This is a genomic window from Hydrogenophaga sp. LT287, assembly GCF_055702805.1.
In genome coordinates, this window is sequence record NZ_JBVPZC010000002.1 from 204,902 (window position 1) to 224,261 (window position 19,360).

The 19,360-nt window shown below is 62.4% G+C and carries 21 protein-coding genes; 3 read left to right on the top strand and 18 right to left on the bottom strand.

The window, feature by feature from the left end:
• Positions 1 to 38 precede the first annotated feature (38 nt).
• From AC0GNR_RS02820 to AC0GNR_RS02905, 18 genes are all read right to left on the bottom strand, one after another.
• On the bottom strand, positions 39 to 386 hold the full coding sequence (locus AC0GNR_RS02820) for a DUF4845 domain-containing protein (protein ID WP_472899488.1): 348 nt from the start codon (positions 384 to 386) through the stop codon (positions 39 to 41).
• 38 nt (positions 387 to 424) lie between these two features.
• On the bottom strand, positions 425 to 1,402 hold the full coding sequence (gene lepB, locus AC0GNR_RS02825; protein ID WP_472899489.1) for a signal peptidase I: 978 nt from the start codon (positions 1,400 to 1,402) through the stop codon (positions 425 to 427).
• Positions 1,402 to 3,210 (bottom strand): translation elongation factor 4, encoded by a 1,809-nt coding sequence (gene lepA, locus AC0GNR_RS02830; RefSeq protein ID WP_472899490.1) that lies wholly within the window; start codon positions 3,208 to 3,210, stop codon positions 1,402 to 1,404. The genes lepB and lepA overlap by 1 nt, the downstream gene beginning before the upstream one ends.
• A 520-nt stretch (positions 3,211 to 3,730) precedes the next feature.
• Complete coding sequence (locus tag AC0GNR_RS02835) at positions 3,731 to 5,233, bottom strand: Do family serine endopeptidase (protein WP_472899491.1); 1,503 nt, start codon at positions 5,231 to 5,233, stop codon at positions 3,731 to 3,733.
• Positions 5,234 to 5,314: 81 nt separating this feature from the next.
• Entirely contained in the window at positions 5,315 to 6,352 is a 1,038-nt protein-coding gene (locus AC0GNR_RS02840) for a MucB/RseB C-terminal domain-containing protein (protein ID WP_472899492.1), read from the bottom strand.
• A 48-nt stretch (positions 6,353 to 6,400) separates the two neighbouring features.
• Positions 6,401 to 7,132, bottom strand: a complete 732-nt coding sequence (locus AC0GNR_RS02845) for a sigma-E factor negative regulatory protein (protein ID WP_472899493.1) — start codon at positions 7,130 to 7,132, stop codon at positions 6,401 to 6,403.
• A 58-nt stretch (positions 7,133 to 7,190) separates the two neighbouring features.
• Positions 7,191 to 7,832, bottom strand: a complete 642-nt coding sequence (rpoE, locus tag AC0GNR_RS02850) for an RNA polymerase sigma factor RpoE (RefSeq protein ID WP_472899494.1) — start codon at positions 7,830 to 7,832, stop codon at positions 7,191 to 7,193.
• An 81-nt stretch (positions 7,833 to 7,913) separates the two neighbouring features.
• Positions 7,914 to 8,411 carry a hypothetical protein gene (locus AC0GNR_RS02855; RefSeq protein WP_472899495.1) on the bottom strand — a complete coding sequence of 166 codons (498 nt, stop codon included), beginning with the start codon at positions 8,409 to 8,411 and terminating at the stop codon, positions 7,914 to 7,916.
• 35 nt (positions 8,412 to 8,446) lie between these two features.
• Entirely contained in the window at positions 8,447 to 9,691 is a 1,245-nt protein-coding gene (gene fabF / locus AC0GNR_RS02860) for a beta-ketoacyl-ACP synthase II (RefSeq protein WP_472899496.1), read from the bottom strand.
• 93 nt (positions 9,692 to 9,784) lie between these two features.
• The gene (gene acpP, locus AC0GNR_RS02865; RefSeq protein WP_304823557.1) at positions 9,785 to 10,024 is read right to left on the bottom strand and encodes an acyl carrier protein; all 240 of its coding nucleotides are present in this window, start codon (positions 10,022 to 10,024) and stop codon (positions 9,785 to 9,787) included.
• Positions 10,025 to 10,144: 120 nt separating this feature from the next.
• Positions 10,145 to 10,906 carry a 3-oxoacyl-ACP reductase FabG gene (gene fabG, locus AC0GNR_RS02870; RefSeq protein ID WP_472899497.1) on the bottom strand — a complete coding sequence of 254 codons (762 nt, stop codon included), beginning with the start codon at positions 10,904 to 10,906 and terminating at the stop codon, positions 10,145 to 10,147.
• A 16-nt stretch (positions 10,907 to 10,922) separates the two neighbouring features.
• Positions 10,923 to 11,873: an ACP S-malonyltransferase gene (gene fabD / locus AC0GNR_RS02875; RefSeq protein WP_472899498.1), complete on the bottom strand. Its 951-nt coding sequence runs from the start codon at positions 11,871 to 11,873 to the stop codon at positions 10,923 to 10,925.
• Between the two features lie 59 nt (positions 11,874 to 11,932).
• Positions 11,933 to 12,910 carry a beta-ketoacyl-ACP synthase III gene (locus tag AC0GNR_RS02880; RefSeq protein ID WP_472899499.1) on the bottom strand — a complete coding sequence of 326 codons (978 nt, stop codon included), beginning with the start codon at positions 12,908 to 12,910 and terminating at the stop codon, positions 11,933 to 11,935.
• Positions 12,911 to 12,928: 18 nt separating this feature from the next.
• On the bottom strand, positions 12,929 to 13,990 hold the full coding sequence (gene plsX / locus AC0GNR_RS02885) for a phosphate acyltransferase PlsX (protein WP_472899500.1): 1,062 nt from the start codon (positions 13,988 to 13,990) through the stop codon (positions 12,929 to 12,931).
• Between the two features lie 134 nt (positions 13,991 to 14,124).
• The gene (gene rpmF / locus AC0GNR_RS02890) at positions 14,125 to 14,307 is read right to left on the bottom strand and encodes a 50S ribosomal protein L32 (RefSeq protein WP_019575026.1); all 183 of its coding nucleotides are present in this window, start codon (positions 14,305 to 14,307) and stop codon (positions 14,125 to 14,127) included.
• A 199-nt stretch (positions 14,308 to 14,506) separates the two neighbouring features.
• Positions 14,507 to 15,478, bottom strand: coding sequence for a S49 family peptidase (locus AC0GNR_RS02895; protein WP_472899501.1), 972 nt, complete (start codon positions 15,476 to 15,478; stop codon positions 14,507 to 14,509).
• Positions 15,479 to 15,490: 12 nt separating this feature from the next.
• Positions 15,491 to 15,874, bottom strand: coding sequence for a Rieske (2Fe-2S) protein (locus AC0GNR_RS02900; protein WP_472899502.1), 384 nt, complete (start codon positions 15,872 to 15,874; stop codon positions 15,491 to 15,493).
• A gap of 86 nt (positions 15,875 to 15,960) precedes the next feature.
• Positions 15,961 to 16,530: a YceD family protein gene (locus AC0GNR_RS02905; protein WP_472899503.1), complete on the bottom strand. Its 570-nt coding sequence runs from the start codon at positions 16,528 to 16,530 to the stop codon at positions 15,961 to 15,963.
• 145 nt (positions 16,531 to 16,675) lie between these two features.
• Between AC0GNR_RS02905 and AC0GNR_RS02910 the strand changes: the two genes are divergently transcribed.
• The 3 genes from AC0GNR_RS02910 to AC0GNR_RS02920 all read left to right on the top strand — a co-directional run bounded on the left by AC0GNR_RS02910 (position 16,676) and on the right by AC0GNR_RS02920 (position 19,274).
• A complete protein-coding gene (locus AC0GNR_RS02910; RefSeq protein WP_472899504.1) occupies positions 16,676 to 17,290 on the top strand; it encodes a Maf family nucleotide pyrophosphatase in 615 nt (204 codons plus the stop codon).
• Positions 17,287 to 18,087: an SAM-dependent methyltransferase gene (locus AC0GNR_RS02915; RefSeq protein WP_472899505.1), complete on the top strand. Its 801-nt coding sequence runs from the start codon at positions 17,287 to 17,289 to the stop codon at positions 18,085 to 18,087. Before AC0GNR_RS02910 ends, AC0GNR_RS02915 begins: the two co-directional genes overlap by 4 nt.
• A gap of 80 nt (positions 18,088 to 18,167) precedes the next feature.
• Entirely contained in the window at positions 18,168 to 19,274 is a 1,107-nt protein-coding gene (locus tag AC0GNR_RS02920; protein WP_472899506.1) for an S-(hydroxymethyl)glutathione dehydrogenase/class III alcohol dehydrogenase, read from the top strand.
• The last annotated feature ends 86 nt before the right edge of the window (positions 19,275 to 19,360 follow it).

Here is a 19,360-nt window from a genome sequence, read left to right on the forward strand (position 1 = left end):
CTGGTCTCCGTGCAGGCACACGCAAGCGCGCTTGCCCATCACTTGGAGCGGCCTTCGTATTTCATGGTGAGGTAAGCCGGACCAGCCAGGTGAATTTCACGGCTGTAGGCAAACGAAACCACCACGCGGTCGCCCTCTTTGCCCACTTCCAGGTCTTTGCCCGAAATGGTGTTGATGTCGTCGATCTGGGCTGCTTTGTCAAAAATGCTGCGCACCTCGGTGACCGTGGTGCCAGCGGAGGCTTTTTGCACGGCTTTTTGCACAGCGGTGTACTCGATGTAGGTGGGAACCACCTGCGCCACGATCACGCCCGTGAATGCCAGCAAGATACCCACAATGAGCAAGCCCATGAAGGTCAGGCCGCGTTGTTGCTGTTTCAGTTTCATGTTTTATTCGCTCCAGAAAGACGGGGTACAACAGCGGTTCATTCGAACGAGCCAATGCGCCCCAGATCACCAAAATTCATCCAGACAAAAAAAGCCTTGCCAACGATATTGGCTTCGGGCACAAAGCCCCAGTACCGCGAGTCCAGCGAGTTGTCCCGATTGTCGCCCATCATGAAATAGTGGCCTTCAGGCACCTTGCACACCACGCCCTCGACGGTGTAGCGGCACGCGTCCTTGTTCGGAAAATCGGTGGTGCCGGGAATGAACGCCGGACGATCGTCGTCGTTGAGCGTGTTGTAGCTTCGGGCGTCCAGCGTTTCGCGGAATTGGCGCGCGTAGCGCATGGAATCGCCATCAAAGAACTCGGGCTGCGCAGCGCGGGGCACGGGTTTGCCGTTGACCGAGAGCTCCTTGTTCAAGTAAGCCACTTCGTCACCCGGCACGCCAATGACGCGCTTGATGTAGTCCAGGCTCGGTTGCGGCGGGTAACGGAACACCATCACGTCACCGCGTTGCGGATCGTTGTTGGCCACCAGTTTCGTGTGAAACACCGGCAGGCGAATGCCGTAGTGGTATTTGTTGACCAAAATCAGGTCGCCCACGCGCAGGGTCGGGATCATGGAGCCCGACGGAATCTTGAACGGCTCGAACATGAACGAGCGCAGCACAAACACCGCCAAGATCACCGGGAACAGGCCCGCAGTCCAGTCCAGCCACCAGGGCTGCATCAGCAGCTTTTGGCGTGCGGGCTCCACATCACCTTCGATGTTGCTGAAACCCTGTTTGAGCAACGCCGCCTTGCGCGTGTTGTGCTCGTCCAGCAGCGTTTGGGCGGCGCGTTTGCGCTGGGGCCAAAACACCAGTTTTTCCAGAAACCAATAAATGCCCGTCACCACGGTGGCGAGCATCAGCAACACCGCAAAGCTGCTCTCCACCACGCCCATGTACCAGGCACCCGCGTAGCCTGCGATGGCCGCCAGCACCACTGCCGTGATCGTGCTCATCACCGCCTGCATCAGTCTTGCACCTGCAAAATGGCCAGAAAGGCTTCCTGGGGCACTTCCACTGAACCGATTTGTTTCATGCGTTTCTTGCCTGCTTTTTGTTTCTCAAGGAGCTTGCGCTTGCGGCTGATGTCGCCGCCGTAGCATTTTGCCAGCACGTTTTTGCGCAGCGCCTTGATGGTTTCACGCGCGATCACATTGCCACCAATGGCCGCCTGAATCGCCACGTCAAACATCTGCCGGCTGATGATCTCGCGCATCTTGGCCACGACCGCACGCCCACGGTATTGCGACTGCGAACGGTGCACGATGATCGATAAAGCGTCCACCTTTTCGCCGTTGAGCAGAATGTCGACCTTCACCACATCGGCTGGGCGGTATTCCTTGAACTCGTAGTCCATGGACGCATAGCCACGGCTGACCGACTTGAGCTTGTCGAAGAAGTCCAGCACGATCTCGCCCAGCGGCATGTCGTAGGTGAGCATCACCTGCTTGCCGTGGTACGACATGTTGAGCTGCATGCCGCGCTTCTGGTTGGCCAGCGTCATGACGGCACCCACATATTCCTGCGGCATGTACAGATGCACGGTCACGATGGGCTCACGGATCTCTTCCATGCGGCCTTGGTCCGGCATCTTGGACGGGTTCTCCACCATGACCACTTCGCCGTCGGGTTTGACCACCTGGTAAACCACGCTGGGCGCGGTCGTGATGAGGTCCTGATCAAACTCGCGCTCCAGACGTTCCTGCACGATCTCCATGTGCAGCAAGCCCAGGAAACCGCAGCGGAACCCAAAACCCAGTGCTTGCGACACTTCGGGTTCGTACATCAGCGCGGCGTCGTTGAGCTTGAGTTTCTCCAGCGCATCGCGCAAGCCGTCGTACTGGTTGGCTTCGGTGGGGTACAGCCCGGCAAACACCTGCGGCTGCACTTCCTTGAAGCCGGGCAGCGCCTCAGTGGCGGGGCCGAGGTTGTTGGGCAGCTTTTTTTCCAGCGTGATGGTGTCACCCACCTTGGCCGCCTGCAGTTCCTTGATGCCCGCGATGATGTAGCCCACCTCACCCGCATTCAACGAGTCGCGTGGCTCATTGCCTGGCGTGAACACACCCAGGTTGTCCGCGTTGTAGACCGTGTTCGTGGCCATCATCTTGAAGCGCTCGCCCTTGAGCAGGCGCCCGTCGACCACACGCACCAGCATCACCACGCCCACGTAGGCGTCGTACCAGCTGTCCACGATCATGGCGCGCAACGGTGCATCGGGGTTGCCTTTGGGCGCCGGAATGCGGGCCACCACAGCTTCCAGAATGTCTTCCACGCCCATGCCGCTCTTGGCTGAACACGGAATCGCATCGGTCGCGTCAATGCCGATGACATCTTCGATCTCGGCCTTCGCATTGTCTGGATCCGCGTTGGGCAGATCCATCTTGTTGAGCACCGGCACCACCTCCACACCAAGGTCGAGCGCGGTGTAGCAGTTGGCCACGGTCTGTGCCTCCACGCCTTGGCTGGCGTCCACCACCAGCAGCGCGCCTTCGCAGGCCGACAGCGAACGGCTCACCTCGTAAGAGAAGTCCACGTGACCGGGGGTGTCGATCAGGTTCAGGTTGTAAACCTGGCCATCGCGGGCCTTGTATTTGAGCGCAGCGGTCTGTGCCTTGATGGTGATGCCCCGCTCTTTCTCGATGTCCATGGAGTCGAGCACCTGCTCGCTCATCTCACGGTCTGACAGCCCGCCGCAGAGTGAAATGATGCGATCGGCCAAGGTGGACTTGCCATGATCGATGTGCGCGATGATCGAAAAATTGCGGATGTGATTCATCAAGAAACCAGCTCAAACACAGAAAAACCTCCCCGCACCATCGGGTGCTGGGAGGCCATAAAAAAGGGCGCGTCAGCTGTTGACGCGCCCATAACCAACAATCAAGGGCAACTGCGATAGTTGGGGTTTCATTGTAGGCAAAAAGCCTGGAATGCACACCCCCGACACCCGAGAACCCGATTGTTGCAGCGCAGCAACACGAAACTTATCCACAACACATTCACAGGAAAGATGAACAAGCTGTGGGCCGTTTGTGGAAGACCGCTACCTACAGCGCTCGCTTTCCACATCGTGAACAAAACAGCCAACGCAGGCTACCAATGCAGCCCGTACCGGCCTGATTTTATAGAATTCGGACAACAGCATCGCCACCAATGTTAGCGTCCACTAACGCAGAGGACTATGGGTTCGCCAAAGTGGGTAGAAACTTGACTGTGGCGCGAACACCAACGCAGCAATGAACCACCCATTCCTGAAGAAACGGGGGGTTATTAAGATACCCCGCAGACGTGCAACCGCCTCAGCGTCCGGGACGGATCACCGCATATTGCGCCCACTCGCCACGGCGAAAGAGCACATTGACCGGGCGGGTTTTGTCCAGCTTGGTCAAGGCGGCTTCCAGCTCCTTGACGTCGGAAGTGTCGGCATTAGCGATGGCCACAATCACATCGCCCTCGCGAAGACCGGCCCGCGCCGCGGGACCTTCAGTAGCCACAACCCGCACGCCGCCTTTGAGGCCCAGTTCCTTCTTCTGCGCCGCATTGAGGTCGGCCAGCGTCAGGCCCAGTGCCTTGGCTGCGCCTGCTGCCTGGGGCTTGGGTGCTTCTGGAGCAGCAGCGCGAACTTGCGGCTGTTCCGGTTCCAGCTCGGCCACGGTCACAGACAACTCGCGCTGGCTGCCCCGGCGAAACACCGTCATAGAGCTTTTGTTGCCAGGCTTGGTGTTGCCCACCAGGCGCGGCAGGTCCACCGACTTGTCAATCTCTTTGCCGTCGAATTTCAGAATGATGTCGCCCGGCTCCACGCCCGCCTTGGCCGCCGGCGAGTTGGGCTCGACGCCCCGCACCAGCGCGCCTTTAGGCTGACCCAGCCCGATCGACTCGGCCACCTCTTTGCTGACCTGGTCAATCTGCACACCGATGCGCCCCCGCGTGACGCGGCCTGAGGTGCGGATCTGATCCGACACGCGCACCGCCTCGTCGATCGGAATGGCGAACGAAATGCCCTGAAAACCGCCAGAACGCGAGTAAATCTGGCTGTTGATGCCCACCACTTCGCCGCGCATGTTGATCAAAGGCCCGCCCGAGTTACCGGGGTTGATCGCCACATCGGTCTGGATGAACGGGAGAAAGTCACCGGTGTCGCGCTTCTTGGCGCTCACGATGCCGGCGGTCACGGTGTTTTCCAGACCGAACGGCGAGCCAATGGCCATCACCCATTCGCCCACGCGCAGGCGGTTCACATCCCCAATCTTCACAGCGCTCAGTCCGGTGGCGTCAATCTTCACCACAGCCACGTCGGTGCGCTTGTCAGCACCCACCACGGTGGCTTTGAATTCGCGCTTGTCAGGCAGGGTCACGATCAGTTCGTCAGCCCCTTCCACCACATGGGCGTTGGTCATGATCAGCCCGTCGGCGCTGAGGATGAAACCAGAACCCACGCCACGCGGCTGAGCCTCCTCAGACGGACCCCGGTCAGGGCGCGGGCCTCGTGGCGTCACACCGGGTGGCACCGGAATACCAAAGCGCCGAAAAAATTCCAGCATCTGCTCGTCGGCTCCTGAGCCGGGTTCGGCCCGCGCAGTGGCACGCTCCAGAGTACGGATGTTGACCACCGAAGGCCCCACCAGATCCACCAGGTCGGTGAAGTCGGGCAACCCACGCACACTGGGTGCGACCGGCACAACCGGGGTTTGTGCAGACAAGGTCTGGGGCAACAACAGCGCGGCGGTGCCGCCAGCGGCCAACACCGCTGCTGCCGCAACGGCAAGAACAGGCTTACGGGCAAGATGGCGAAGCGTCATGGTGATCCTTCAAAAAGGGCGACAACACAAAAATAGGGAGATGGGCCCGCCGCGAAAAGAAACAAGTGCGGCCGGCAGGGCTCAGCGCGTTCGTTCCAGTGCGTAGGCAAAACGCCGCAGTGTGCCCGTGGGCACCTCACCGAGGGCGGTCAACCAATAAGCGCCCACACGGCGGGTCAGGGAATGCGTGGCGCCTGACACTGCCGCCTTCTCCTTGCCATGGCGCTGCGCGTCGTAGGGCTCAACGAACAGTGACACCGAGGCCAGCCCGTCAGAAAACACCCACTGCATCGGTGCAGAGGCACCACCTGCAGCCAGCTCGCCCAACTCGCGGGTGTGGCAACTCATGGGCAGAAAACCGGGCACTGGCTCTTTCAAGCGCCAGCCCTCTGCCTCGGCGGTGGTCTTTTTTAGCACGGGTCGCTGCACGTCATAACCCTTGGTGTCGTTCATCAGGCGCGTGAGCTTGCCCATGCTCACAGGCGCGTCCAACTGCAGTTCCGAGAACGCCACCTGTTCAAGCACCACACCCTGCTCGCCCAGCGTTTGCAGCTTCACCACCAAGCCGGTTTTTTTCTCGGACCAGATGCGAAAGCCAAAGCGCAGAGCGTCTTTGGGCTGAATCTCGACCACATCGGCCAGGTAACCCGCCACACGCTCGGTACCCGCTTCGCTCACAGCATAAAAATCGGGTATCACGTTGCTCGGCGTACGAAGCAGCTCGGGAAACAAACCCAACGACTCGCGTTTCTCGACGAACGCTTTTTTCGTTTCGGGCACGAACGTGATCACCTCGTTGTTGCGACGGATGGTGGTTCGGGGCGCGCCCGTGAGGGTGTCCACGCGTTCCATTTGTTGCTCACCATCGCACACATGCCAGATGCGGGAAGCCGACATGGACGAACCCGCGGACACCACCAAGGTACCCATGTAAGCGCGCTGGCGCGAGGCTTCGTGCATGCGCATCAGCCACTCGTTCACACTGCGCGGCTCGCTGGCGGCGGGTGCAGTGGTTTGCGCCTGCAGCGGCGCCCAGAAGCTGGCCGTCAGTGCGACCAGCGCAGCCGTGCGCCACGGTTGCGGCTTCGTCACAGGCAGCCAGCGGGCCAAGGCGTTCATAGGTCCGATCAAAGCAACACGCAAAGGCAAGGCAAGCGTCATGGCGGTTCAGCGTCCGGTCGCGTCGTAGGTGGCGTTGCGCAGGAAACCTGCAGGCATTTGCAGGGCAGACATGCCGCCGTGCTGGCGGTGCTCAGCCATCAGGGCTTCGAGCTGGGTATCCCGGATCACCGCGCCTTGCGGGGTGTTGACCACCACCGCCGTGGTTTCCGGCAACCGCGGTGCGATGGTCCCCGGGGTTGAATCCATCAAGGCCAACTGAGCGCCCGCACCAGCACCACCCGCACCCGACGGCGCAGAGCCCAGCAGCGTCCAGCTGACCGCCATCACGGCGGCCAGCGAGGCCAGCCCGGCGACCATTTTCCAGCGAAACACCGCGTCGTTGGCGGCTGGCGCACGCACATGGCCCAGCACATTGGGTGGTGCCATGGGCAAGGTGGGCTGCACAGGCAACGGCTGAACCAAAGGCTTCTCGGCGTGCAGCCGCGCATGCAGGCCGGCCAAAAAGTCTTGCGGGGTTTGGGCCGCCACCGCGGGTGCCGAAGCACGCAGCACATCACCAATCACCTGGTAGCTGTGCCAGGCTTCAAGGGTCTCAGCGCCTGGCCCTGTATCGGCCAGCAAACGGTCAAGCTCGGCATCTGACAACTCGCCGTCCACCAAGGCAGACCAGGCGCTCGCCGGCTCAAGCCCTGGCAAAGTGGCGTGCGACAGGTCCGGTGCAGATGTACCCGCCCAGGCGTCTGTCTGCAGGTCGGTGTGTGTGTTGGCGGCGTTCATGTTGACTTCCAAATATCTGATACTGCGATGACGGGCACGCTCGTGGAACCACGAGGCACTACCACCGTTTTCCCGTCTGGCGTTCCAGCATCGGCTTGATGCGACTGGAGATCGCTTCACGTGCCCGGAAAATCCGGGACCGCACCGTGCCAATGGGGCAATCGAGCGCCTGAGCAATCTCTTCGTAGCTCAAGCCCTCCATTTCCCGCAAGGTGATCGCCATGCGCAGCTCTTCGGGCAACGCGTCCATGGCCGCATTCACGGCCTGGGCAATTTCCTTGCTGGCCAACACCGCCTCGGGCGTCTCGGTGTCGGCCACGTTGGAATTTAGTTCGCGTTCGGACGAGGAAGTTTCATCATCGTCCGCAGATTTCATTTGCGACTGAAAAACCAGGGGGTCGCGCTTGAGCTCCATAAGCTGCTTTTTGGCCGTGTTGACCGCTATGCGGTACAGCCAGGTATAAAACTGCGCGTCGCCCCGAAACTGGGCCAGAGCCCGGTATGCCCGAATGAAGGTTTCCTGCGCAATGTCCTGCACCAGGTCGCTGTCGCGCACCATCCGGCCAATGAGGCGCTCCACCCGGCGCTGGTACTTGATGACCAGCATGTCGAACGCGCGCGACTCCCCAGCCAGGGTTCTTTGAACCAACATGACATCACTGTCGGGCGGCGGCGGGGCGGTGTGGTCTTCAGTTGTCATGCGCGCGGAAATATAACCCACAGGACCCATGTCAATGGCTGAGGCGCCACCCTGGGCTTTTTTCGGCTCATGCCGAATGCCTCAAGCCACCCGCACCAGCGCCCGGCGCAGGTCGTTCCAGCGGGCGGGATCGCTGGAGCGCTCTACCCAAAGCCAGCGGTGCGCCCCGTCGGGATTGCGCACCCGCAGCAACATGCGGTCTTGCAGGTCGAGCACGCGCTCCACCTTCTGCAGCGGTGCGCCATCGGCCAGGGTATCGCGTTGCCAGCGCCACACCCCGGGGCGTGCTGGCCCGTTGGGCAGCCCACTGCTCACCGGCGGCCCCAGGGCATCCCATTGCAGCTGCCCAACAGGCGAGTGCAACCAGCTGCGCCAGGCAAAGCCGGCCCAACCCAGCCAAAGCACGGCCCCCAGCCCGCCGGCCACATGGCTCAGCCAAGGCACTTCGGCCGCTGCGTCCAGCCAAGGCCACCACCAGCGCAGCAGCACCAACAGGCCCAGGCCGGCGAGCACGCACAGCAGACCCGCGTAAAAAGCACAACGCCCCACCGGGTAGACCACCGATGGGGCGTTGCGCATGCGCTGTTTTGAAAATAGCGTTGTTCAGGAGCAGGTCAGACGCGCCGGAAAACCAGTGTGCCGTTCGTGCCGCCAAATCCGAAGTTGTTTTTCATCGCCACGTCAATCTTCATGTCCCGCGCGGTGTTGGCGCAGTAGTCCAGGTCGCATTCCGGGTCCTGGTTGAAGATGTTGATGGTCGGCGGGCTCTTTTGGTGGTGCACCGCGAGCACCGTAAACACGCTCTCGATGCCGCCAGCGCCACCCAGCAAATGACCCGTCATCGACTTGGTGGAGTTCACCACGGTCTTCTGAGCGTGGTCACCCAAAGCGGCCTTGATGGCATGGGTTTCGTTCACGTCGCCCAGCGGCGTGGACGTGCCATGCGCATTCAGGTAATCCACCTGGTCGGCGTTCAAGCCGGCGTTGCGCAAGGCGTTCACCATGGCGCGGCGGGGGCCGTCCATGCTGGGCGCCGTCATATGGCCTGCGTCGGCGCTCATGCCGTAACCCGAAAGCTCGGCATAAATTTTGGCACCACGGGCTTTGGCGTGCTCGTACTCTTCCAGCACCATCACACCAGCGCCCTCACCCAACACAAAGCCGTCGCGGTCTTTGTCCCAAGGCCGCGAAGCTGTGGTGGGGTCGTCGTTGCGGGTCGACAAAGCGCGCATGGCCGCAAAGCCACCCACACCCAGAGGCGACACGGTGGCTTCGGAGCCGCCCGCCACGATCACGTCGGCGTCGCCGTACTCGATCTTGCGCGCAGCCTCGCCAATGCAATGCAGGCCGGTGGTGCACGCCGTGACGACCGCGAGGTTGGGCCCCTTGAAGCCAAACCGCATCGACACATGGCCCGCGATCATGTTGATGATGGAAGCGGGCACGAAGAATGGCGAAATGCGGCGCGGGCCGCGGCTCACATACTCGGCGTGCGTTTCTTCGATCATGGGCAACCCGCCGATGCCCGAACCGATGATGCAACCGATGCGGTTGGCTGTTTCTTCGTCCAGGGCATCGCCCACAGGCAAGCCCGAGTCCACCACAGCCTGGTGGGCTGCGGCGATACCGTAGTGAATGAATGAGTCCATCGCCCGCGCTTCTTTGGCGGTGATGTACGACTCAAGATCAAACCCCTTCACCTCGCCTGCGATCTTGCAGGAGAAATTTGACGCGTCAAACCGGGTGATGAGGTCAATGCCGGACTTGCCGGCAAGAATATTGGCCCAGGCTTCAGACACCGTGTTACCCACGGGACTGACACAGCCCAGACCGGTCACGACAACGCGACGTCGGCTCATTGATGTCCCCCACGCTCTTTACAGCGTGTAATGCACAGACACCCCAAGGGAAACAAACCCCTCGGGGCGACCATGCGTTGGCTCATGGATGGCTTAAGCCTTCTGGTGGGCCATCGCGTAGTCGATGGCGTTTTGAACGGTGGTGATCTTTTCTGCGTCTTCGTCCGGGATCTCGATACCGAATTCGTCTTCCAGGGCCATCACCAGTTCAACCGTGTCCAGCGAGTCGGCGCCCAGATCGGCCACAAAAGCCTTTTCGCTGGTGACCTGACCCTCTTCCACGCCGAGTTGTTCGGCAATGATTTTCTTAACACGTGCTTCGATATCGCTCATAAGTCCCTCTGAGGGTGGTTGAAATACAGACCGTCATTTTAGCCGGCCTAGAGAGGCATCTCTAGACGGCCCGCCGGACGGCTTTTGCGGCGTTGGAAATCGAGAAGTGGCAGTGCCTGATCAGGCCATGAACATGCCGCCGTTGACGTGCAGTTCTTGCCCCGTCACGTAGGCAGCCTGCGGACTGGCCAAATAGGCCACCGCATGGGCAATGTCGGCAGGCTTGCCCAGGTGCCCCAGCGGAATCTGGCCCAGCAACGCTTTTTGCTGCTCTTCGGGCAGCGCTGCGGTCATGTCGGTTTCAATGAAACCTGGCGCCACGCAGTTGACGGTGATGTTGCGGCTACCCAGCTCGCGGGCCAGTGCCCGCGTCATGCCCGCCACGCCCGCTTTGGCGGCTGCGTAGTTGGCCTGGCCCGCGTTGCCCGACGCACCCACCACGCTGGTGATGCTGATGATGCGGCCGTAGCGCTGCTTCATCATGGGTCGGATCACGGCGCGGCTCATGCGAAACACCGCTTTCAGGTTGGTGTCGAGCACGGCGTCCCAGTCGTCGTCTTTCAGGCGCATGGCCAGCATGTCGCGGGTAATGCCGGCGTTGTTCACCAGCACCTGCAAACCACCGTGGGCTTTCACAATCTCGTCAATCAGCGCCTCGGCCGCCTGGGCGTCGTTCACGTCCAGCCGGGCGCCACGGCAGCCCGCAGCCGCACCGGGCACCGCCGCCAACACCGCGCCAATTTTGGCGGCGCCTTCGTCGCTGGTGGCCGTGCCAATCACGGTCAGGCCGCGCGCCACCAGTTCGTGGGAGATGGCCGCGCCAATGCCGCGCGAAGCGCCAGTCACCAAGGCCACCTGGCCTGCAAATTTGATTTCAGACATGTGTGTCCTCCGTGGGTCAGGCCAGCAAGGCCTTCGCTTCAGCCAGCGTGGCCGGGTCGTAAAGGGCTGCGCCGGTCAGCTCAGCGTCGATGCGTTTCACCATGCCAGCCAGCACCTTGCCCGGGCCGCATTCGACCAGCGTGGTCACGCCGCGCGCCTTGATGGCAGCCACACACTCCACCCAGCGCACCGGACCAAACGCCTGGCGCACCAGCGCGTCACGAATGGCGTCCGCATCGGTCTGCACCGCCACGTCGATGTTGTTCACCACCGGAATCTGGGGCGCGGCCAACACGGTATTGGCCAGCTTTTCTTTCAGCTTTTCAGCGGCTGGCTTCATCAGGCTGGAATGAAACGGCGCCGATACGGGCAGCGGCAACGCGCGCTTGGCACCGCTGGCCTTGAGCATTTCGCAGGCTTTTTCAACCGCGGCCTTGCTGCCGGCAATCACGGTTTGGGCGGGATCGTTGAAGTTCACGGCCTCCACCACCTCGGCACTGCCAGCACCAAACGTGGCCTGCGCTTCAGCGCAGCCGGCGATCACACGCGCCGCGTCCATGCCCAAGATGGCGGCCATGGCGCCCGTGCCCACCGGCACGGCTTCTTGCATGGCCGCGGCACGAAAGCGCACCAAAGGCGCCGCTTGCGCCAGCGTGAGCACGCCAGAAGCCACCAGCGCCGAATACTCACCCAGCGAATGCCCCGCCACCACGGCTGGCAGCGCGCCGCCTTCGGACCGCCAAACCCGCCAGGCGGCCACGCCCGCCACCAGCATCACTGGCTGGGTGTTGGTGGTCAGGGCCAGCGCTTCTTTGGGGCCCTCTTTGATCAGCTTGGCCACGTCTTCGCCCAGCGCATCAGAGGCTTCTTTCAAGGTTTCCAGCACCGCGGGGTGGTCGCCCCAGGCGTCGAGCATGCCGACCGACTGCGAACCCTGACCGGGAAAGACAAAAGCAAAATTCTTCATGAAGTTCTGAAATTTTGATGGACAGAAACACGTGCGCTGAAAAAGCCGGCCCACCGGACTTAAAAGTCCAGCAGCACAGCGCCCCAGGTGAAGCCGCCACCCACGCCTTCGAGCATGAGCGTGTCGCCTTTTTTCACCTGCCCGGCGCGCACCGCGTGGTCGAGCGCCAGCGGAATGGAGGCCGCCGAGGTGTTGCCGTGCTGGTCCACTGTCACCACCACCTTGTCCATGGGCAGCTTCAGCTTTTTGGCCGTGCTTTGCATGATGCGGATATTGGCCTGGTGGGGAATCAGCCAGTCGATGTCGGCCGCGGTTTTGCCCGCCTTGGCCAGCGCTGCACGCGCGGTGTCTTCCAGCACGCCCACCGCCAGCTTGAACACCGCCTGGCCGTCCATTTTTAGCAGCGGGTCGCCCAGCACGTTGCCACCCGACACATGGCCGGGCACGCACAAAATACCGCTGTGCTTGCCGTCGGCGTGGATGTCGGTGGCCAAAATGCCCGGCGTGTCGCTGGCCTCCAGCACCACCGCACCAGCGCCGTCACCAAACAACACGCAGGTGGTGCGGTCGGTGAAGTCCAGAATGCGACTGAACACCTCAGCCCCCACCACCAGCGCCTTGGTGGCGGTGCCGGTCTGGATCAGCGAGCTGGCCACGGTCAGCGCGTAAATGAAACCGCTGCACACCGCCTGCACGTCAAACACCGGGCAACCGGCCATGCCCAGCTTGTGCTGCAGTATCGCGGCGGTCGACGGGAACACCATGTCGGGCGTGGACGTGGCCACAATGATCAGGTCAATGTCTGCTGGCTCCACACCGGCCGCAGCCATCGCCTGGCGGCAGGCTTCGGCGGCCAGGTCGCTGGCAAACACGCCATCGGCCGCAAAATGCCGCGCCTTGATGCCGGTGCGCTCCACGATCCACTCGTCGCTGGTCTCCACACCGCGCTGGGCCAACGTGTTCACCATGTCGGCATTGGTCAGGCGCTGAGGGGGCAGGCTGCTGCCGGTGCCGGTTATGCGAGCGTAGCGTGTCATGCGAAGGGCTGGCTTGTATTAAATGGTCGGAATGCTTTTGAACTCACTGGGTGCTGCGCTCCCGGCAATCAGCGGGGCTGCATGGGCGATGCGTTGCCGCACGTTGTCCAGCAAGTTGTTGTGGGCCGCATCATAAGCCCGGCACAGTGCCTGCTCAAATGCAAACGCGTCGGCCGAGCCGTGGCTCTTGAACACCAGCCCACGCAGCCCCAGCAAGGCTGCACCGTTGTAACGCCGGTGGTCAACCCGTTTTTTAAAGGCAGATAGCACCGGATAGGCCACAATCGCAGCCATTTTTGTAAAAATGTTGCGCGAAAACTCTTCGCGAATGAAGCCGCTGATCATGGTGGCCAAGCCCTCGCTGGCTTTCAGGGCCACATTGCCCACAAAGCCATCGCACACCACGATGTCGGTCGTACCTTTAAAAACATCGTCACCTTCGATGTTGCCAAAAAAGTTCAAATCGCCGGTGTTGGCTGCATTTCGCAGCAAAACACCCGCTTGCTTGATGACTTCGCTGCCCTTGATGACCTCTTCACCCACATTGAGCAACCCCACCGTAGGTTCTTTGCGCCCGGTCGCAGCGGCCACCAGCGCCGAGCCCATCACCGCAAACTGCAACAGGTGTTCGGCCGTGCAATCCACGTTGGCGCCCAGGTCGAGCACCGTGGTGGCACCGCCGCGGGCGTTGGGCAACTGAGTGGCAATGGCGGGGCGGTCAATGCCGTCCAGCGTTTTCAGCACATAGCGCGCAATCGCCATGAGCGCACCGGTGTTGCCGGCCGAGACCATGGCGTGCGCCGTGCCGTCTTTCACCTGGGTGATGGCCACCCGCATGGACGAGTCTTTTTTGCGGCGCAGCGCCACCTCCACCGGGTCGTCCATGGTGACGACCTCGGTCGCGGGCACCACCGAGCAACGCACGTTGTTGAGCACCTGAGGCCAGGCCGCAAAAGTCGCGGGCTGGCCCACCAGCAACAACTGGGCTTTGGGGTGACTGGTCAAAAAGGCCGCACAGGCTGGCAACGTCACCGACGGGCCAACGTCTCCCCCCATGCAATCCACAGCGATGGTGATCATGACAACATCCCGGTGCAGGCGCTCAGGGCACCACAAGAATGAAAAAAGCCCGCATGGATCATGCGGGCCTGTGCCTGGATAGAGCTACAAACCCCGAGCGCGACACCGCGGCGAGGCCTGTGGCAGCCCGTCACTTAGGCTTCTGACTTGTTTTTCAGCACCTGGCGGCCACGGTAGAAACCGTTGGGGCTGATGTGGTGACGCAGGTGGATTTCGCCGGTGGTGGGTTCCACAGCGATGCCCGGCACGTTCAGCGCGTTGTGCGAACGGTGCATGCCGCGCTTCGATGGGGACTTTTTGTTTTGCTGAACGGCCATGGTGGGCTCCTGAAATCGGTTGGGGTGAAACGGGGTGGCCTAAACAAGGTGGATGCATGGGTGGCCAAAATGCCAAAACGCCCAATCAACCAACTGTAGCAACCATCAAGCGCCCGACCCGACCGCACACCGTGCAAATGGGTACAAGCGCAAAGCCAAGCATTATAGCCCGAAGCCAGCGGTCAAGCAAAAATAGAACTTACTTCAGCTGCACACCGGCGGCCTTGGCGGCCAAAAACACGCCCTCGCCTACGCTGGCGCCGAAGCGCTTGGCCAGGCGCAGGCCCAGGTTTTCGCGCTGGGTGTAATCCACAATGGTTTCCGCTTTCACGATTTCGCGGGCCACAAAGTCAAGGCTGCCCAGGCCGTCGGCCAGGCCCAGGGTCACGGCTTGCTGGCCGCTCCACACCAGGCCGGTGAAGGTCTCAGGGGTTTCTTTCAAGCGGTCCCCGCGGCCTTGTTTCACCACGGTGATGAACTGGTTGTGAATTTCACCGAGCATGGTCTGGATATAAACCCGCTGCTCTTCGTCCTGGGGGCTGAAGGGGTCGAGCATGGCTTTGTTTTCGCCGGCGGTCATCAGCCGGCGCTCAATGCCGAGCTTTTCCATCAGGCCGGTAAAGCCAAACCCGTCCATCAGCACGCCGATGCTGCCGACCAGGCTGGCTTTGTCCACGTAAATGTCGTCTGCGGCGGCGGCTATGTAATAAGCAGCCGATGCACAGGTTTCTTCCACCACGGCATACACTTTTTTGTTGTGCAGCGCCTTGAGCCGGGTGATTTCGTCGTTGATGATGCCGGCCTGCACGGGGCTGCCGCCTGGGGAGTCGATCAGCAGCACGATAGCCTGGGCACCGCTGTCTTCAAAGGCGGCAATCAATGAACTCACCACGTTGCTGGCACTGGCTTCTGCGCCCGAAGCAATTTCGCCGCGAATTTCGATCACGGCGGTGTGGGGGGTGCTGACGGACGAACTGACGTTGTCTGCGCTGTAAATGAACCAGGCGATGGCGCCAAAAATACACAGCCAGACCAACCGCATGAACGTTTTCCAGCGCCGCGCTGCCTGCTGTTCCTTGATGGTGGCGAACACCAGCTTTTCCAGGGTGGCGCGCTCCCAGCCTGGGGTGTTGCTGGCGTTGGCGGGCAAGCCCACGTTGTCGTCGTTCATGTTGATGGGCTCTCAGAATTCCACAAGTTTGAGGTTGTATTGTGACTGCCAGTGCACCACGCCGCCGTGCTCCAGCAGCTCAATTTTGACCAGCCCGCCACGGCAGGGCCCGCCTGCACAGGCGCCGGTGTCGGGCTCGTAGGTGGCGCCGTGGGTGGCACACAAAAGCCAGCGGCCGGTGTCGTCAAAAAACCGGTCGGGCTGCCAGTCCAGTTCCATCGCCACATGGCTGCAGCGGTTCAGGTAGGCGTGGGGCTGCCCGCGGTAGCGCACGGCAAAAGCGCGGCAGGTCTGGCCGGCGTACACCACATCAAAAGAAACCGCCCGGCCACCATCGGCCAGGTCGCGGCTGTTGCACAGGGGGTGGCTGGGTTCGGCGGGCGTTGCTGGCTTCATGAGCGCTTGGTACCTGAACTGTTTGACTACAAACGCCGCAAGCTGGAGAAGGCGAAGCCGCAACGGCGGGCCAGACCGATCACCGCTTATTTTTTCAAACGCGCCAGCTCGGCAAACGGGTTGCGGCGCTCAGGCTCGCCACCTTCAGCGCCCACCCCCGGGTCGGCGGCGTGCATCACCACGGGCACCGGGCACTCGTCGTGCATGGGCACCAGCGGCAGCTCCATCAACAACTCGTCTTCCAGCAGCTCGTGCAGGTTGGGGCGCGGCTCCAGCGCCAGCAGGTCTTCTTCGCAGTCGTCGTCTTCGGCTTCGGCCGCCGCTTCGTCGGCCACAAAACGAAACCAGCGGTCCACCAGCAGCGGCGTGTCGGCCGGGCCCAGGCAACGCTGGCACGTCAGCGGCACGGCCGCATGGGCCTCCAGGTGCAGCCACACGGCGGGCGCGCCACCTTTGGCGCTGGGGCGCATTTCGCCGTGCGCCTGCCAGTGCACTTGCAGCGCGGCCGGCTGGGCGTCGTCGTCCAGGTGGGCTTCTTCCAGCAGCCGCGCAAAGCGGGTCAGCGGCTCGTCGGCCTGCAGGCTGGCGCCAGCCAGGGCAAAAGCCCGTATGTCCAGGCGGTCGGCATTCCATGCCATTTTGGGGTTCGGGTTCATTGAAAAAGTGTATCGGACTTGGGCAAAACCGTCAGGGCTGGGCGCAAAGCCGCGGGCACTACAAGCCGTACGGCAAGGCTTTGCAAAAACGCCATGGCGCTTTTGCGCAAGTCCGTGTGTAAAAGAATGCGGGGAGAATACCGGAATGCCCGCCCACAGCCCCACCACCCCGCCCGCCCTTTCCCGCCCGCTCATCTTGGGCTCCACCTCGCGCTACCGGCGCGAACTGCTCGCCCGTCTGGCTATGCCGTTTGACGTGGCCAGCCCGCAGGTGGACGAAACCCCCCAGCCCGGCGAAAACCCCGCCACCCTGGCCCTGCGCCTGGCCCTGGCCAAAGCGCGCGACGTGGCCCAGCGCCACCCGCACGCGGTGGTGATTGGCAGCGACCAGGTGGCCGACCTGCACGGCGAACCCCTGGGCAAGCCCGGCACCCACGAGCGCGCCGTGGCCCAGTTGCAGCGCATGCGCGGGCAAACCGTCATTTTTCAAACCGCCCTGGCGGTGGTGTGCCTGGAAACCGGTTTTGAGCAAAGCGAAATAGCCGCTGTGCGCGTGGTGTTCAGAGACCTGAGCGACGCTGAAATTGAAAACCACCTGCGCGCCGAGCAGCCTTACGACTGCGCGGGCAGCGCCAAAAGCGAAGGCCTGGGCATTGCGCTGCTGGAGCGCATTGACAACGACGACCCCACCGCCCTGGTGGGCCTGCCGCTCATTCGCACCTGCCGCATGATCCGCGCCGCTGGCGTGCAACTGCTGTGAACGCCGGCACCGCCCAGAGCGGCACGCTCTACCTCGTGCCCACCCCGCTGGACTTTGGCGTCAGCCAAGAAACCGCCGCCGCTCCCGGCCAGTGGCTGCCGGCCGAAACCCTGGGCGCCGCCAGCCGGCTCACCCACTGGATCACCGAAAACGCCAAGAGCACCCGCGCGTTTTTAAAACGGGTGGAAGCCACCCACGGCCTGGCCGCGCCCTTGCAAGCCCAGCACATCACGGAACTGCCGCGCGCCGCCCACAAAAAAGGCGACCACGCCCCCGAAGCCCAGGGCGATGCGCAAGCCCGCGCCCTGCTGGCGCCCGCGCTGCAGGGGCACGACATGGGCCTGGTGAGCGAAGCCGGCATGCCGGCGATCGCCGACCCCGGCAGCTCCATCGTGCGCGCCGCCCACGCCATGGGCTTGCGCGTGGTGCCGCTCACCGGCCCGGTCTCGCTCATGCTGGCGCTGGCCGCCAGCGGCTTGAACGGCCAAAACTTCGCGTTTGTGGGCTATGTGCCGCAAGAAGCCACCGAGCGCAGCAAACGCCTGCGCGAGCTGGAAGCCCTGGCCCTGAAAACCGGGCAAACGCAAATTTTTATTGAAACGCCTTACCGCAACACCGCCCTGCTGCAGGCGCTGCTGCAAACCCTGCACCCGCACACCCGCCTGGCGGTGTGTTGCGCCCTCACCCTGCCCGGCCAAACCGTGCGCAGCGCGCTGGTAACCGACTGGAAGCGCGGCAAAGACGCGCTGGCCGGTTTGCCGCTGGACGCACCCGCGGTGTTTTTGCTGGGCCGCTGAGCTGCTATCACCCTACACCCCATGCGCCCGGCAATGTGCGGTAACCTTCGAATCGCTCTTAAAAAACCACTGAACGCACCATGAAAACCAAAGCCGCCGTCGCCTGGAAAGCAGGCCAGCCCCTGACCATTGAAACCGTTGACCTGCAAGGCCCCAAGTTCGGTGAAGTGCTGGTTGAAATCAAAGCCACCGGCATCTGCCACACCGACTACTACACCCTCAGCGGCGCCGACCCGGAAGGCATCTTCCCCGCCATCCTGGGCCACGAAGGCGCCGGCATTGTGGTGGACGTGGGCCCCGGCGTGACCTCGCTCAAAAAGGGCGACCACGTCATCCCGCTCTACACGCCCGAATGCCGCCAGTGCAAGTTTTGCCTGAGCCGCAAAACCAACCTCTGCCAGCTCATTCGCGGCACGCAAGGCAAAGGCCTCATGCCCGACGCCACCAGCCGCTTCAGCCTCGACGGCCAGCCCATCTTTCACTACATGGGCACCAGCACCTTCAGCAACTACACCGTGGCCGCTGAAATTTCGCTCGCCAAAATCCGTGAAGACGCGCCTTTTGACAAGGTTTGCTACATCGGCTGCGGCGTCACCACCGGCATTGGCGCCGTCATCTTCACCGCCAAGGTAGAAGCCGGCGCCAACGTGGTCGTGTTTGGCCTGGGCGGCATTGGCCTCAACGTGATCCAGGGCGCCAAAATGGTGGGCGCCGACAAGATCATTGGCGTGGACCTGAACCCCGAGCGTGAAGCCATGGCCCGCAAGTTCGGCATGACGCACTTCATCAACCCCAAAGACCACGCCAACGTGGTTGACGCCATCGTGCAGCTGACCGACGGCGGCGCCGACTACAGCTTTGAATGCATCGGCAACACCAAGGTGATGCGCGACGCGCTGGAATGCACCCACAAAGGCTGGGGCCGCAGCATCATCATTGGCGTGGCCGAAGCCGGCGCCGAGATCAGCACCCGCCCATTCCAGCTGGTCACCGGCCGCAAGTGGGAAGGCTCGGCCTTTGGCGGCGCCCGTGGCCGCACCGACGTGCCCAAGATCGTCGACTGGTACATGGACGGCAAGATCAACATCGACGACCTCATCACCCACAAGCTCAAGCTCGAAGACATCAACGAAGGCTTTGAGCTGATGAAGCGGGGCGAGTCCATTCGCAGCGTCATTGAATTTTAGGATTTGGCCCACCCCCGTCGCTTCGCTCCGCCCCTCAAGGGGCAACGCTGGCGGCCCGGCACAGCCGGTTCCGCGGCGTTCTGGGT